Raw genomic sequence first — 13,461 nt, 5'->3', positions numbered from 1 at the left:
TTTCATTAATAATGCGGTGGCGGCGTTTCTTCTGCTCGACTGGCAATATTACTGCCTTGCACACCGTGTAGCTTTTCCGCTAAATGACGCAACTGATGTTGCATTTTATCCAACGTAAACTGTTGGTCAATCAATGCTTGATTAAGTTCGTCAATCGTTTGTTCTTGGAAAGCCACTTTGGTTTCTAACTCGGCTAAATGGGCAAGAAGTTGGTCAAAATTTGTCAACATATCTACATAAAAGTATTGTATTCAAGAAGAATACACTTTACCCTATCCACCTTTGTTTTTATAGACTATAAAAAGGAAAATCTATGTTAAAAGCGAAACTTTCTGCTCTTGCGATTATCACAAGTGCTCTTTTTGTTTCTCAAACCGCAACCGCTGATAAAGCCGACCCTAAATTCGTTGATGAGTCATCCTATGCTGTTGGCGTATTGATGGGGAAAAACATTGAAGATGTCATTCAATCGCAAAAAGACTTATTCACCTACGATCAAGACCGCATCTTAGCGGGCGTTCAAGATACCCTTAAAAAAACAGGGAAACTAACCGAAGAAGATCTTAAAAAACAACTTGAAAACTTAGATAAGTATCTTCGCGATCAAGAAGCGAAGATCCAAGCAGAAAAAACCAAAGTCACCACCGAAGCAGGCGATAAATTCCGTGCTGACTATGAGAAAAAAGCAGGCGTGAAAAAAACCGCATCCGGCTTGCTCTACAAAATTGAAAAAGCTGGCGAAGGCGACTCACCAAAAGCGACCGATACCGTTAAAGTCCACTACAAAGGCACGCTAACAGACGGCACGGTTTTCGACAGCTCTTACGATCGTAAAGAGCCTATTGAATTCCAATTAAATCAGCTAATCCCAGGCTGGATTGAAGCGATTCCTATGCTGAAAAAAGGCGGTAAAATGGAAATCGTACTTCCACCACAACTCGGCTACGGCGATCGCCCAGCAGGAAAGATCCCAGCAAGTTCTACCTTAGTATTTGAAATTGAATTGTTGGATTTTAAAGCCGCAAAGTAAGATCACCATAAAAAACTCTGCCCCCGCATTCGCGGGGGAAGTCCCCGAACAAATGGTGAAGGGTAAGGACAACAAGCGGTGAGTTACGCCGAATTTTTTACCAATCTCCTTCGACTCGTTTCACCTCGCGGCTTCCCCACGAATGCAGGCAAAATAAAGTTATTATGACAAACAAATTCAACCCTCTTTCTGACGAAGATCATGCCATTTTAGCGTCCTACTTTCCTGTTGTGGACGGCATTGCCGCCTTACTTGGCGAGCATTGCGAAATTGTATTGCATTCTTTAGAATTTCTTGAACACTCTGCCATCTATATCGTCAATGGCCACAATACCAACCGCAAAATAGGCTCCCCAATTACAGATAGAGCACTATGGTCATTACATCATATGCAAACTGATAGCGTCTCCAAGCCGTACTTCACCAAAGCCAAAGGTGGTGTGTTGATGAAGTCTATCACGATCGCCATTCGCAACGGCAAGCAGCATGTTATCGGGCTAATTTGCATCAACATCAATCTTGATGTGCCAATGTCACAATTTCTCAACAGCTTTATTGCCCCACAGGAGGCTGACAGTAGCGTAAATTTCGCCAGTTCTGTGGAGGATCTTGTTGCACAAACGATTGAAAATACGGTTGAAGAAATCCAAAACAATCGTAACGTAGCAAATAACAATAAAAATCGCCAAATTGTCACTGCATTGTTTGAAAAAGGCATTTTCGATATCAAAGATGCAATCAACCAAGTGGCTGAACGGCTCGATATTTCTCGCCACACCGTTTATCTCTATATTCGGCAGATCAAACAGGACAATGACGAATGAATTATGTGTTAGCCATTAAAGGGGAAGTGTACGGTTCACAAGCGGCATATTTGGCTTATCAAGTGGCAGAAGAGCTACTTGCAAGTCGTCACACAATTAGTCAAATTTTCTTTTTCCAAAATGGAGTGAGTAATGCTAACCGTTTAGTTGAACCCGCCAGTGATGAGGTCAATTTAGTGGAAAAATGGCAAAAATTGGCTGAAAGACATTCTCTACCCCTGCACTTGTGTATTTCAGCCGCCCAACGCCGAGGCATTACGGAGCAAAACCTTGCTAAAGGGTTCATACTTGCAGGTTTAGGCGAATTTACCCAAGCAACACTCACCGCTGACCGACTGCTGACCTTCTAATATGAAAAAATATCAACTTGCTATTCTCTTCACCCAAGCACCATTTGGAACATCCACTAGCAGAGAAGGGTTAGATGCTCTGCTTGCGGCAAGTGCGTTCATTGACGAAAGCGAAATTGCTATCTGCTTTTTACATGACGGCGTGTTCAATTTGCTAGCAAATCAACAGCCAGATCTGATTATGCAGAAAGACCATATTTCGACCTTTAAATTGATCGAACTGTATGAATTAACGGAATGTTTCATCTGCCAAGAAAGCGTACAAAAACGCCGTCTTGAAGAACAAGACTGGCTGCTGGGTACCGCCCAATTTGTTTCATACTCACAAATTTTGGATGTACTAACACACTCAGAAAAGGTACTCACTTTTTAAGGAAAGCTATGCTCTATACATTTTCCCAAACTCATTATGATCCCGATGAACTCCAGCAAATATTGGCATGCGTCAGCGAAAATGATGCCGTTGTACTATGGCAAAATGGGGTACTACAAGCGGTCAGATCCCCTCAATTTTTTGCAAATGTACCCAACGTATTTGTGTTGGAAAATGACGCTCATGCCCGAAATCTACATATTGAAATTCCCACAGTCTCATTACATCAATTCGTTGAACTGACAGTGAGCTACCATCCACACATTGCTTTATAGAGAACCAATAAATACTGTTTCTCTGCTTTCCTTCCCTTTTCTCCCTTCCCCAAAACAAAAACCCCTTGCACTGTACTCAACCGAGTACTTGCAAGGGGTCCAATAAAACCCTGATGGTGCCCTACTCTCACATGGGGAAACCCCACACTACCATCGGCGTCACTGCGTTTCACTTCTGAGTTCGGAATGGAATCAGGTGGGACCACAGCACTATGGCCATCAGGAAAATCCTGTTGTTGTCTTTGTTCGTCTTTATTTTTTCGTTCTCTATTCTTGGCTTCTTACGTCGCCTTTAATCTGAAACAAGCTGTCTGTTTGATTTTCTTTCACTTCGCTCTCGCTTTGTCTTTTCGTTTAGCTTTCTTCTCAACCGCTTTTGGCTTCTTTCTTCTTTCCAAAAACGCTTGAGGTTGTATGGTTAAGCCTCTCGGGCAATTAGTATGGGTTAGCTCAACGTCTCGCAACGCTTACACACCCCACCTATCTACGTCGTAGTCTACAACAACCCTTACTGACTTAATGTCAGGGATGACTCATCTTGAGGCAAGTTTCGTGCTTAGATGCTTTCAGCACTTATCTCTTCCGCATTTAGCTACCCAGCAGTGCCTCTGGCGAGACAACTGGAACACCAGTGATGCGTCCACTCCGGTCCTCTCGTACTAGGAGCAGCCCCTCTCAATCATCCAACGCCCACGGCAGATAGGGACCGAACTGTCTCACGACGTTCTAAACCCAGCTCGCGTACCACTTTAAATGGCGAACAGCCATACCCTTGGGACCTACTTCAGCCCCAGGATGTGATGAGCCGACATCGAGGTGCCAAACACCGCCGTCGATATGAACTCTTGGGCGGTATCAGCCTGTTATCCCCGGAGTACCTTTTATCCGTTGAGCGATGGCCCTTCCATTCAGAACCACCGGATCACTATGACCTGCTTTCGCACCTGCTCGACTTGTCTGTCTCGCAGTTAAGCTTGCTTCTACCATTGCACTAACCTGACGATGTCCGACCGTCATTAGCAAACCTTCGTGCTCCTCCGTTACGCTTTGGGAGGAGACCGCCCCAGTCAAACTACCCACCAGACACTGTCCGAACACCTGTACTTGGTGTTTCGTTAGAACATCAAACGTTAAAGGGTGGTATTTCAAGGACGCCTCCACAAGAACTAGCGTTCCTGCTTCATAGGCTCCCACCTATCCTACACATCAAAATTCAATGTTCAGTGTCAAGCTATAGTAAAGGTTCACGGGGTCTTTCCGTCTAGCCGCGGGTACACCGCATCTTCACGGCGATTTCAATTTCACTGAGTCTCGGGTGGAGACAGCCTGGCCATCATTATGCCATTCGTGCAGGTCGGAACTTACCCGACAAGGAATTTCGCTACCTTAGGACCGTTATAGTTACGGCCGCCGTTTACTGGGGCTTCGATCAGGAGCTTCTCTTTCGATAACACCATCAATTAACCTTCCAGCACCGGGCAGGCATCACACCCTATACGTCCACTTTCGTGTTTGCAGAGTGCTGTGTTTTTAATAAACAGTTGCAGCCAGCTGGTATCTTCGACTGGTTCAGCCTTCGGAGGTAAACTCCTACAACCTACGCCAGCGCACCTTCTCCCGAAGTTACGGTGCTATTTTGCCTAGTTCCTTCACCCGAGTTCTCTCAAGCGCCTGAGTATTCTCTACCTGACCACCTGTGTCGGTTTTCAGTACGGTTTAGTTATATCTGAAGCTTAGTGGCTTTTCCTGGAAGCGTGGTATCAGTAACTTCATTCCCTTAGGAACTCGTCATCACTTCTCGTTGTTTAAATTGGGTAAGCGGATTTGCCTACCTACCCCAACTACCGGCTTAAACAGACATCCAACAGTCTGCTTACCTAACCTTCTCCGTCCCCACATCGCAATATAACCAAGTACGGGAATATTAACCCGTTTCCCATCGACTACGCTTTTCAGCCTCGCCTTAGGGGCCGACTCACCCTGCCCCGATTAACGTTGGACAGGAACCCTTGGTCTTCCGGCGAACGAGTTTTTCACTCGTTTTATCGTTACTTATGTCAGCATTCGCACTTGTGATACGTCCAGCAAACCTCTCGATTCACCTTCATCCGCTTACACAACGCTCCCCTACCCAACAGATTTGACTCTGATGCCGCAGCTTCGGTGCTATATTTGAGCCCCGTTACATCTTCCGCGCAGGCCGACTCGACTAGTGAGCTATTACGCTTTCTTTAAATGATGGCTGCTTCTAAGCCAACATCCTAGCTGTCTAAGCCTTCCCACTTCGTTTCCCACTTAATATAGACTTTGGGACCTTAGCTGGCGGTCTGGGTTGTTTCCCTCTCCACGATGAACGTTAGCACCCACCGTGTGTCTCCTATGCATTACTCTTCGGTATTCGCAGTTTGCATCGGGTTGGTAATCCGGGATGGACCCCTAGCCGAAACAGTGCTCTACCCCCGAAGGTATTCACATAAGGCTCTACCTAAATAGATTTCGGGGAGAACCAGCTATCTCCCGGTTTGATTGGCCTTTCACCCCCAGCCACAAGTCATCCGCTAATTTTTCAACATTAGTCGGTTCGGTCCTCCAGTTAGTGTTACCCAACCTTCAACCTGCCCATGGCTAGATCACCGGGTTTCGGGTCTATACCTTGCAACTAGACGCCCAGTTAAGACTCGGTTTCCCTACGGCTCCCCTATTCGGTTAACCTTGCTACAAAATATAAGTCGCTGACCCATTATACAAAAGGTACGCAGTCACCAAACAAGTTGGCTCCCACTGCTTGTACGTACACGGTTTCAGGTTCTATTTCACTCCCCTCACCGGGGTTCTTTTCGCCTTTCCTTCACAGTACTGGTTCACTATCGGTCAATCAGGAGTATTTAGCCTTGGAGGATGGTCCCCCCATCTTCAGACAGGATATCACGTGTCCCGCCTTACTTATTTTCAGCTTAGTTCCACACAAGGCTTTTAAAGTACGGGATTATCACCCTCTTTGATTGAGTTTCCCAACTCATTCCTCTAAGTCTTGTGCTATAACTGAATGGCTCCTTCGCGTTCGCTCGCCGCTACTAACGAAATCTCGGTTGATTTCTTTTCCTCGGGGTACTTAGATGTTTCAGTTCTCCCGGTTTGCCTTATTTACCTATGGATTCAGTAAATAATGATAAGCTCTTCGCTTATCGGGTTTCCCCATTCGGACATCTTGGATTAAACGCCTCTTATCGACTCATCCAAGCTTTTCGCAGATTAGCACGTCCTTCATCGCCTCTGATTGCCTAGGCATCCACCGTGTACGCTTAGTCACTTAACCATACAACCTCAAACATTTTTAGATAATATTGTTATTAAACAATCATCAAAATATTTAAAGCTGATAATCAAAAACTACTACTTGTGTGCTTTTGTTCACACAAGATTTTTACTACTCAGACTTTCTTTCGAAAATCTCTCAGTTTTTCAGCTTGTTTCCTATTTTTTAAAGAACTATAGACAATGAAACATTTCTGTTTCACTCATCATACCTAAAATCACAAAGGCTTTTGCAAAACTTTCGCAAAAACTGACCGCTTGCAACCTTAGGTATGATGAGTTGGTGGAGATAAGCGGGATCGAACCGCTGACCTCCTGCGTGCAAGGCAGGCGCTCTCCCAGCTGAGCTATATCCCCATTCATCACTTCCGTTTTCTTCACTCATTATTAACTTGCTTTAGCCTATTGCTTTGCTTGTTACCTGTTTGAGTGGTGGGTCTGAGTGGACTTGAACCACCGACCTCACCCTTATCAGGGGTGCGCTCTAACCACCTGAGCTACAGACCCAACGGATGACCTTCAGTTTTTTTGTCTTTCTATCAAACAATCTGTGTGAGCGCTTATTGTGTCATTTCTACTTCGGTAAGGAGGTGATCCAACCGCAGGTTCCCCTACGGTTACCTTGTTACGACTTCACCCCAGTCATGAATCATACCGTGGTAAACGCCCCCCTTGCGGTTAAGCTATCTACTTCTGGTACAACCCACTCCCATGGTGTGACGGGCGGTGTGTACAAGGCCCGGGAACGTATTCACCGCAACATTCTGATTTGCGATTACTAGCGATTCCGACTTCATGGAGTCGAGTTGCAGACTCCAATCCGGACTTAGATGCACTTTGTGAGATTTGCTCCATGTCGCCATTTTGCTTCCCTCTGTATGCACCATTGTAGCACGTGTGTAGCCCTACTCGTAAGGGCCATGATGACTTGACGTCATCCCCACCTTCCTCCAGTTTATCACTGGCAGTCTCCTTTGAGTTCCCGACCTAATCGCTGGCAACAAAGGATAAGGGTTGCGCTCGTTGCGGGACTTAACCCAACATTTCACAACACGAGCTGACGACAGCCATGCAGCACCTGTCTCATGGTTCCCGAAGGCACATTCACATCTCTGCGAACTTCCATGGATGTCAAGAGTAGGTAAGGTTCTTCGCGTTGCATCGAATTAAACCACATGCTCCACCGCTTGTGCGGGCCCCCGTCAATTCATTTGAGTTTTAACCTTGCGGCCGTACTCCCCAGGCGGTCGATTTATCACGTTAGCTTCGGGCACCAGAGTTAAACCCCAATCCCCAAATCGACATCGTTTACAGCGTGGACTACCAGGGTATCTAATCCTGTTTGCTCCCCACGCTTTCGCACATGAGCGTCAGTATATTCCCAAGGGGCTGCCTTCGCCTTCGGTATTCCTCCACATCTCTACGCATTTCACCGCTACACGTGGAATTCTACCCCTCCCTAAAATACTCTAGATTGCCAGTCTGAAATGCAATTCCCAGGTTAAGCCCGGGGCTTTCACATCTCACTTAACAATCCGCCTGCGTGCCCTTTACGCCCAGTCATTCCGATTAACGCTCGCACCCTCCGTATTACCGCGGCTGCTGGCACGGAGTTAGCCGGTGCTTCTTCTGTGGATAACGTCAATTACCAACTCTATTAAAGTTGATACCTTCCTCACCACCGAAAGAACTTTACAACCCGAAGGCCTTCTTCATTCACGCGGCATGGCTGCATCAGGGTTCCCCCCATTGTGCAATATTCCCCACTGCTGCCTCCCGTAGGAGTCTGGACCGTGTCTCAGTTCCAGTGTGGCTGGTCATCCTCTCAGACCAGCTAGAGATCGCGGGCTTGGTAGGCCTTTACCCCACCAACTACCTAATCCCACTTGGGCTCATCTTATGGCAACTGGCCCGTAGGTCCCAGTCTTTAATCTCTCGATATTACGCGGTATTAGCTACAGTTTCCCGTAGTTATCCCCCTCCATAAGCCAGATTCCCAAGCATTACTCACCCGTCCGCCACTCGTCAGCAAGAAAGCAAGCTTTCTCCTGCTACCGTTCGACTTGCATGTGTTAAGCCTGCCGCCAGCGTTCAATCTGAGCCATGATCAAACTCTTCAATTCAAAAAGTTTAATCGCTCAATAAATACTGACTATAAAAAAATCAATAATATTCATTATGAATTTCAAGTTAAGCACTTATTAAGACTTCAAAATTAAATAATATTTCACTTCAAAATCACATCAACAAGTGCCCACACAGATTGTCTGATTCATTATTAAAGAGCAAAAAACAACGACGCACCGTAATAACCTAATCCGTTCACAACAGTGCGTCGTTGTGTGGTGCGCATTATAGAGAAATCCGAAACCAATGCAAGTAAAAAATTTAAAAAAATTAAAAAAAATAGGCTTTCGATGAAAAACAATGCAAAACGAACACATTCTCATCAACAAGCAGTAAGTATTCCACTACATTTTGTTGAAGTTTTATCATGGGAGGCAAACGACACCAATGAACTCACCCTAGATGTCATCATCTTTGCAGGCTGCGTAAGAAGAAATACAAGCGGTCAGTTCCCGATAAAACGTTGTAAATTGCAAAACTTTGTCAGGAAGTAACCGCTTGTTGCTTTTTAGTACGAAGTCAAAAAATCATCCGTTTCTGCTCGAGTAGGAATGGCGGTTTGGGCTCCCATTCGAGTGACCGAGAGAGCAGCGGCGGCGTGGGCAAAGCGGATGGCGTCACTCAAGGCTCTGCCTTCTAGTAAGCCTGTTACGACGCCAGCGTTGAAGGTGTCTCCCGCGGCGGTAGTATCAACTGCTTTAACACGAAAGCCCGGAATGATCTGCCCTTGCCCTTTTTCGCTCACATAGACGCCTTTGGAGCCAAGGGTAATCAACACGGTTTCGATACCGAGTTGATGGAAATGTTCGGCCGCTTGGCAAGCGGTCTGTTCATCATATACTTTTACGCCAGTGAGAATCTCTGCTTCGGTTTCGTTTGGCGTAATCATATCCACCGACGACAACAAACTTTCAGGCAACGCCTGAGCAGGCGCAGGGTTAAGCACTACTCTTGTGCCTGCATTTTTTGCAATTTTTGCTGCTAATTCGACCGCCTGTAATGGACTTTCAAGCTGCATTAGTAAAATCTCCGCCTGCTCAATCACCGCTTTGTGCTGCTCCACCAAGGATGGTGTGAGATCAGCATTTGCCCCTGCGGAAATCACAATACTGTTCTCACCCTCTTCCGAGACTTGAATCATCGCCAAGCCCGTACTTTGGTTAGGGATAGTGGTGATCGGCGAAGTATCAATGCCATCTTGGGCAAACGCCGATTTCATCGCTTGTCCGATTTGGTCATCACCAATCGTGCCAATAAATTGGACATTTGCACCTAAACGAGCCGCCGCCACAGCTTGATTCGCCCCTTTGCCGCCGTAGGCAATTTGATAGCCATAGCCAGTCAGGGTTTCACCTGCTTTGGGAAAATAAGGTACACGGATAACGTGATCAACATTGATACTGCCTAATACACAAAGTTTGCTGTTCATTTTACATCACCTAAAACCAAATTGATTCTCCCCCTTTGAAAAAGGGGGGATACGTCTTTTTATTATTTTGAAATCACTTTCAACGGCACTGGGACTTGTGCTTCAACTTTTTCGCCTTTTAGCACTTTATCCGCCGTTTCCACGCCAAGTTCGCCGATTTTTTCAGGCTGTTGAGCGATAGTTGCAGCTAATTTGCCACCTTGAACCGCTTTCACCGCGTCGTCTGTGCCATCAAAGCCAACTACAATGATGTCTTTGCCTGCCGCTTTAATCGCACGCAAGGCACCTAATGCCATTTCATCGTTTTGAGCGAATACTGCCTTCGCAGCACCGTGGCTGGCGAGTAAGTTTTCCATTACGTTTAAGCCTTTGGTTCGGTCGAAGTCAGCCGGTTGGCTTGCCAATAAGTCAAACTGGTTCGCAGCTACCGCTTGTTTGAAACCTTCCCCACGTTCACGTGCAGCAGACGTGCCTGCGATGCCTTCAAGCTGGATCACTTTGGCGTTTTTGCCCACTTTCTCTGCGATGAAATCCCCTGCCATTTTGCCGCCCGCAACGTTGTCAGAAGCGATGTGGCTGACAACGGTGCCTTTGTTTGCTCCACGGTCTAAGGTAATGACAGGGATATTTTTCTTGTTCGCCATTGCTACAGCATTGCCAACCGCTTCAGAATCCGTAGGGTTGATGAGTAACACTTTCGCACCACGCACGGTCACATCTTCGACATTAGCAAGCTCTTTTGCAGGGTCGTTTTGCGAATCCAATACTACTAATTCATAGCCTAAATCTTTGGCTTTTTTCTCCGCCCCTTCTTTTAAGGTCACGAAGAAAGGATTGTCTAACGTTGAAATAGCGAGAGCGATCGTGTCTTTCGCCATTGCATTTGCACTGAATGCCAAACCTAAAGCCATTGCAAGTGAAGTTAATTTTTTCATAGGGATCTCCTGTTTTGGTTAAAAGGTAGAATAGGCTTTAGCCCATCACTAGGATTTAAGTTATATGATGGGTGGAAGCCCATCCTACTTAGTCGGTGAGTTTTGCCCCACCCATAACCGCAACAAGCGGTTAGATTTTTCAATATTTTTGCAATTTGGGGAGGGCAAGCCCTACCCTCCGCCTACATTTCGCTGGTTATGCCTTTTTCTGTCCGATAAAGTTATCTAAAATCACGGCAGCGAGGATAACTAAAGCTTTGGCGACCAGTTGATAGTAAGAGTCGATATCGAGCAAGTTGAGGGCGTTGCTTAAAAAGCCGATGATCAATGCCCCGATCAACGTACCGATAATTCTGCCTTTACCGCCCATTAGCGATGTGCCACCCACCACGACTGCTGCAATCGCATCTAATTCATAGCCTGTTCCAGCCGTTGGTTGTGCGGAGCCAAGACGGGAGGTGACAATCAACCCAGCCAACGCTGCCAACACACCGCTCACCGCAAACACAAATAGCTTCACCTTATGGACGTTGATGCCTGAAAGTGCCGTGGCGGATTCGTTACCCCCCAAAGCGTAGATATAACGTCCGATTCGAGTTTGGGTAAGTAAGAACCAGCCGAGAGCGAACAGAATAAACATTAACCATACTGGCACTGGCACACCGAACCACACGCCCGTTCCGATTTCAGCAAAGGCATCAGCACTATCCGAGAAGCCTGTACTAATTGGGCGGCCGCCCATATAAATCATCGTGATCCCACGTAGGAGCAACATCGTGATCAACGTCGCCATAAACGCCTGTACCTTACCGAAAGCCACCAACGAGCCATTCAATAAGCCGATCACACCACCAAACACCAACACCGCCGGCACTACCAAGTAAATTGGTAAATCCATTCCTACCAGTGTCGCAGCCACCGCCCCCGTTAAGGCAAGTACCGAGCCAACCGAAAGATCGATCCCCGCAATTAAAATCACGAATGTCATCCCAATTGCGATGATCGCATTGACGGAGGTTTGTCGCAAAATGTTGAGAAGATTATCCGTGGTGAAAAAGTTCGGATTCAAAAACGATACCACCGCAATCAGCGTCAATAACGCAATAATCGAGCGTTGCTCAATCAAAAATTTAGTAAGGTTGAATTGTTTACTCATCGAGCATTCCTTTTTTTATTTGCAAAAAATTCCGAAAATCTGACCGCTTGTTCCCCAAATTTTCACCGAAACGGTTGCATACACTTTTGCGGGTAAGGTTGAAAAGTTCCCTCTAAAGTTAGCAACAAGCGAAAGAAAAAAGACAGGGATTTTCTTTAGTTACTTTCCTATCGCCGCGGCAAGCAACTTCTCTTGGGTTGCGTCTTGGCGGGAAAATTCACCGCTGATTTGCCCTTCACGCATGACTAAAATGCGGTCGGACATTCCCAATACTTCAGGCATATCGCTTGACACCATAATGATACTCAAGCCTTCTGCTTTGAATTTGTTGATCAGCTGATAGATTTCTTTCTTCGCCCCAACATCCACACCACGGGTTGGTTCATCTAAAATCAGCACTTTTGGACGGGTCATTAAACCTTTGGCAATCGCCACTTTTTGCTGGTTACCGCCAGAAAGCTCGCCGATCAGTTTGTCTCGGCTTGGGGTTTTGATATTAAACAGCAGAATGAAATCGTCCACTGCAGTGCGTTCCAACTCACGATTGATGCGTCCAAATTGTGACAGAAATTGCAACGCCGTCAGCGACATATTCTCTTTGACCGACATACCCAAAATCAGCCCATCGCCTTTGCGATCTTCTGAAATATAAACAATGCCATTGTTCAAACCATCTTGGGCGTTGCGATTACTGATCGGCTGACCATTGAGCAGCACTTCGCCCGCCGTTTTCGGCAACGCACCATACAGCACTTTCATCAGCTCTGTTCGACCCGCCCCCATTAAGCCTGACACACCTAGAATTTCGCCCCGTCGCAATTCAAAGCTGACATTATGCACGCCGCTACCCGAAAGATTTTTGACCTGCAAACGCACATCGCCCATCGGCACATCAATATGCGGGTATTGATCTTCCAACTTACGACCAACCATCATTTCAATCAGGCGATCTTCTGTTAAATCCGCCACCGAACTCTCGCCGATAAATTGCCCATCGCGTAAGACGGTAACATCATCACAAATCTCAAAAATTTCTTTGATACGGTGGGAAATATAGACAATACCGCAGCCTTGAGCTTTCAAATCACGGATCACACCAAATAATGCGTCCGTTTCCGTGTCTGTCAAGGCATCCGTTGGTTCATCCATCACAATCACTTTTGACTTAAAACTCAATGCCTTCGCGATTTCAACCATCTGCAACTCACCAATCGACAGCTCGCTCGCCATCTTACGACTAGAGTGGCTTACGCCAAGGCGAGCCAACAAGCGGTCGGATTCCTCATACATTTTACGCCAATCAATCCCGCCCCACGCATTGGTGAACTCACGCCCGAGAAAGATATTTTCCGCAATCGACAAGTTGCCGAGAATGTTCAACTCTTGGTGGATAATACTCAACCCCGCTTCCTGTGAGGCTTTCGGGTTGGCAAATTTAACCGCTTGTCCGAGATACTCGATCGTCCCTGCATCTCTCTGATAAATTCCCGTCAGAATTTTCATTAGGGTCGATTTACCCGCCCCATTTTCGCCCATCAACGCCATTGCACGTCCCGCATAGACATTCAGACAGGCATTTTTCAAGGCTTGTACACCAGGGAAGGCTTTATCTATCCCATTGATTTTTAATAAGGTTTGCATATTTTC

Annotated in this window: 11 protein-coding genes, 2 tRNA genes and 3 rRNA genes; 6 read left to right on the top strand and 10 right to left on the bottom strand. The window is 46.3% G+C overall.

The window, feature by feature from the left end:
* Window positions 1-5 precede the first annotated feature (5 nt).
* Complete coding sequence (locus tag A4G17_RS02460) at window positions 6-230, bottom strand: SlyX family protein (RefSeq protein WP_123957398.1); 225 nt, start codon at window positions 228-230, stop codon at window positions 6-8.
* An 83-nt stretch (window positions 231-313) separates the two neighbouring features.
* On the opposite strand from A4G17_RS02460, the gene fkpA reads away from it, so the two are divergent.
* The 5 genes from fkpA (at window position 314) to tusB (ending at window position 2,852) form a co-directional block, all read left to right on the top strand.
* Window positions 314-1,030 (top strand): FKBP-type peptidyl-prolyl cis-trans isomerase, encoded by a 717-nt coding sequence (fkpA, locus tag A4G17_RS02455; RefSeq protein ID WP_123957399.1) that lies wholly within the window; start codon window positions 314-316, stop codon window positions 1,028-1,030.
* Window positions 1,031-1,194: 164 nt separating this feature from the next.
* A complete protein-coding gene (locus A4G17_RS02450; protein ID WP_123957400.1) occupies window positions 1,195-1,854 on the top strand; it encodes a helix-turn-helix transcriptional regulator in 660 nt (219 codons plus the stop codon).
* On the top strand, window positions 1,851-2,204 hold the full coding sequence (gene tusD, locus A4G17_RS02445) for a sulfurtransferase complex subunit TusD (protein WP_123957401.1): 354 nt from the start codon (window positions 1,851-1,853) through the stop codon (window positions 2,202-2,204). The genes A4G17_RS02450 and tusD overlap by 4 nt, the downstream gene beginning before the upstream one ends.
* Window position 2,205: 1 nt before the next feature.
* Window positions 2,206-2,577 (top strand): sulfurtransferase complex subunit TusC, encoded by a 372-nt coding sequence (gene tusC, locus A4G17_RS02440; RefSeq protein WP_123957402.1) that lies wholly within the window; start codon window positions 2,206-2,208, stop codon window positions 2,575-2,577.
* An 8-nt stretch (window positions 2,578-2,585) separates the two neighbouring features.
* Entirely contained in the window at window positions 2,586-2,852 is a 267-nt protein-coding gene (gene tusB, locus A4G17_RS02435; protein WP_123957403.1) for a sulfurtransferase complex subunit TusB, read from the top strand.
* A gap of 108 nt (window positions 2,853-2,960) precedes the next feature.
* Here the strand turns inward: tusB and rrf are convergent.
* The 5 genes from rrf to A4G17_RS02410 all read right to left on the bottom strand — a co-directional run bounded on the left by rrf (window position 2,961) and on the right by A4G17_RS02410 (window position 8,290).
* Window positions 2,961-3,076, bottom strand: a 5S ribosomal RNA gene (gene rrf, locus A4G17_RS02430).
* A 190-nt stretch (window positions 3,077-3,266) separates the two neighbouring features.
* Window positions 3,267-6,168, bottom strand: a 23S ribosomal RNA gene (locus A4G17_RS02425).
* A 280-nt stretch (window positions 6,169-6,448) separates the two neighbouring features.
* A tRNA-Ala gene (locus A4G17_RS02420) sits at window positions 6,449-6,524 on the bottom strand.
* A 73-nt stretch (window positions 6,525-6,597) separates the two neighbouring features.
* Window positions 6,598-6,674, bottom strand: a tRNA-Ile gene (locus A4G17_RS02415).
* Window positions 6,675-6,750: 76 nt separating this feature from the next.
* Window positions 6,751-8,290: ribosomal RNA gene (locus A4G17_RS02410) — 16S ribosomal RNA — on the bottom strand.
* The 16S, 23S and 5S rRNA genes sit together here with 2 tRNA genes alongside, the layout of an rRNA operon.
* 207 nt (window positions 8,291-8,497) lie before the next feature.
* Here A4G17_RS02410 and A4G17_RS02405 point away from each other — a divergent pair.
* Window positions 8,498-8,788: a hypothetical protein gene (locus A4G17_RS02405; protein ID WP_165894254.1), complete on the top strand. Its 291-nt coding sequence runs from the start codon at window positions 8,498-8,500 to the stop codon at window positions 8,786-8,788.
* Window positions 8,789-8,802: 14 nt separating this feature from the next.
* On the opposite strand, the gene rbsK is transcribed toward A4G17_RS02405, so the two are convergent.
* From rbsK to rbsA, 4 genes are all read right to left on the bottom strand, one after another.
* Complete coding sequence (rbsK, locus tag A4G17_RS02400; RefSeq protein ID WP_123957069.1) at window positions 8,803-9,723, bottom strand: ribokinase; 921 nt, start codon at window positions 9,721-9,723, stop codon at window positions 8,803-8,805.
* Window positions 9,724-9,785: 62 nt separating this feature from the next.
* Window positions 9,786-10,658, bottom strand: coding sequence for a ribose ABC transporter substrate-binding protein RbsB (gene rbsB / locus A4G17_RS02395; RefSeq protein WP_123957068.1), 873 nt, complete (start codon window positions 10,656-10,658; stop codon window positions 9,786-9,788).
* Between the two features lie 196 nt (window positions 10,659-10,854).
* On the bottom strand, window positions 10,855-11,814 hold the full coding sequence (gene rbsC, locus A4G17_RS02390; protein ID WP_123957067.1) for a ribose ABC transporter permease: 960 nt from the start codon (window positions 11,812-11,814) through the stop codon (window positions 10,855-10,857).
* Window positions 11,815-11,973: 159 nt separating this feature from the next.
* Entirely contained in the window at window positions 11,974-13,455 is a 1,482-nt protein-coding gene (gene rbsA / locus A4G17_RS02385; RefSeq protein ID WP_123957066.1) for a ribose ABC transporter ATP-binding protein RbsA, read from the bottom strand.
* Between the last annotated feature and the right edge of the window lie 6 nt (window positions 13,456-13,461).

This window comes from Frederiksenia canicola (genome assembly GCF_011455495.1).
Lineage (GTDB): Bacteria > Pseudomonadota > Gammaproteobacteria > Enterobacterales > Pasteurellaceae > Frederiksenia > Frederiksenia canicola.
Note: the sequence above shows the minus strand (reverse complement) of the source record. Positions and strands in the feature narration are given on the sequence as shown.

What these genes read in the sequence shown, in the direction of transcription:
- rbsK (WP_123957069.1), bottom strand. Translation starts at nt 9,723, where the DNA reads ATGAACAGCAAACTTTGTGTATTAGGCAGTATCAATGTTGATCACGTT.
- A4G17_RS02450 (WP_123957400.1), top strand. Translation starts at nt 1,195, where the DNA reads ATGACAAACAAATTCAACCCTCTTTCTGACGAAGATCATGCCATTTTA.
- rbsA (WP_123957066.1), bottom strand. Translation starts at nt 13,455, where the DNA reads ATGCAAACCTTATTAAAAATCAATGGGATAGATAAAGCCTTCCCTGGT.
- tusC (WP_123957402.1), top strand. Translation starts at nt 2,206, where the DNA reads ATGAAAAAATATCAACTTGCTATTCTCTTCACCCAAGCACCATTTGGA.
- rbsB (WP_123957068.1), bottom strand. Translation starts at nt 10,658, where the DNA reads ATGAAAAAATTAACTTCACTTGCAATGGCTTTAGGTTTGGCATTCAGT.
- rbsC (WP_123957067.1), bottom strand. Translation starts at nt 11,814, where the DNA reads ATGAGTAAACAATTCAACCTTACTAAATTTTTGATTGAGCAACGCTCG.
- A4G17_RS02460 (WP_123957398.1), bottom strand. Translation starts at nt 230, where the DNA reads ATGTTGACAAATTTTGACCAACTTCTTGCCCATTTAGCCGAGTTAGAA.
- tusD (WP_123957401.1), top strand. Translation starts at nt 1,851, where the DNA reads ATGAATTATGTGTTAGCCATTAAAGGGGAAGTGTACGGTTCACAAGCG.
- fkpA (WP_123957399.1), top strand. Translation starts at nt 314, where the DNA reads ATGTTAAAAGCGAAACTTTCTGCTCTTGCGATTATCACAAGTGCTCTT.
- tusB (WP_123957403.1), top strand. Translation starts at nt 2,586, where the DNA reads ATGCTCTATACATTTTCCCAAACTCATTATGATCCCGATGAACTCCAG.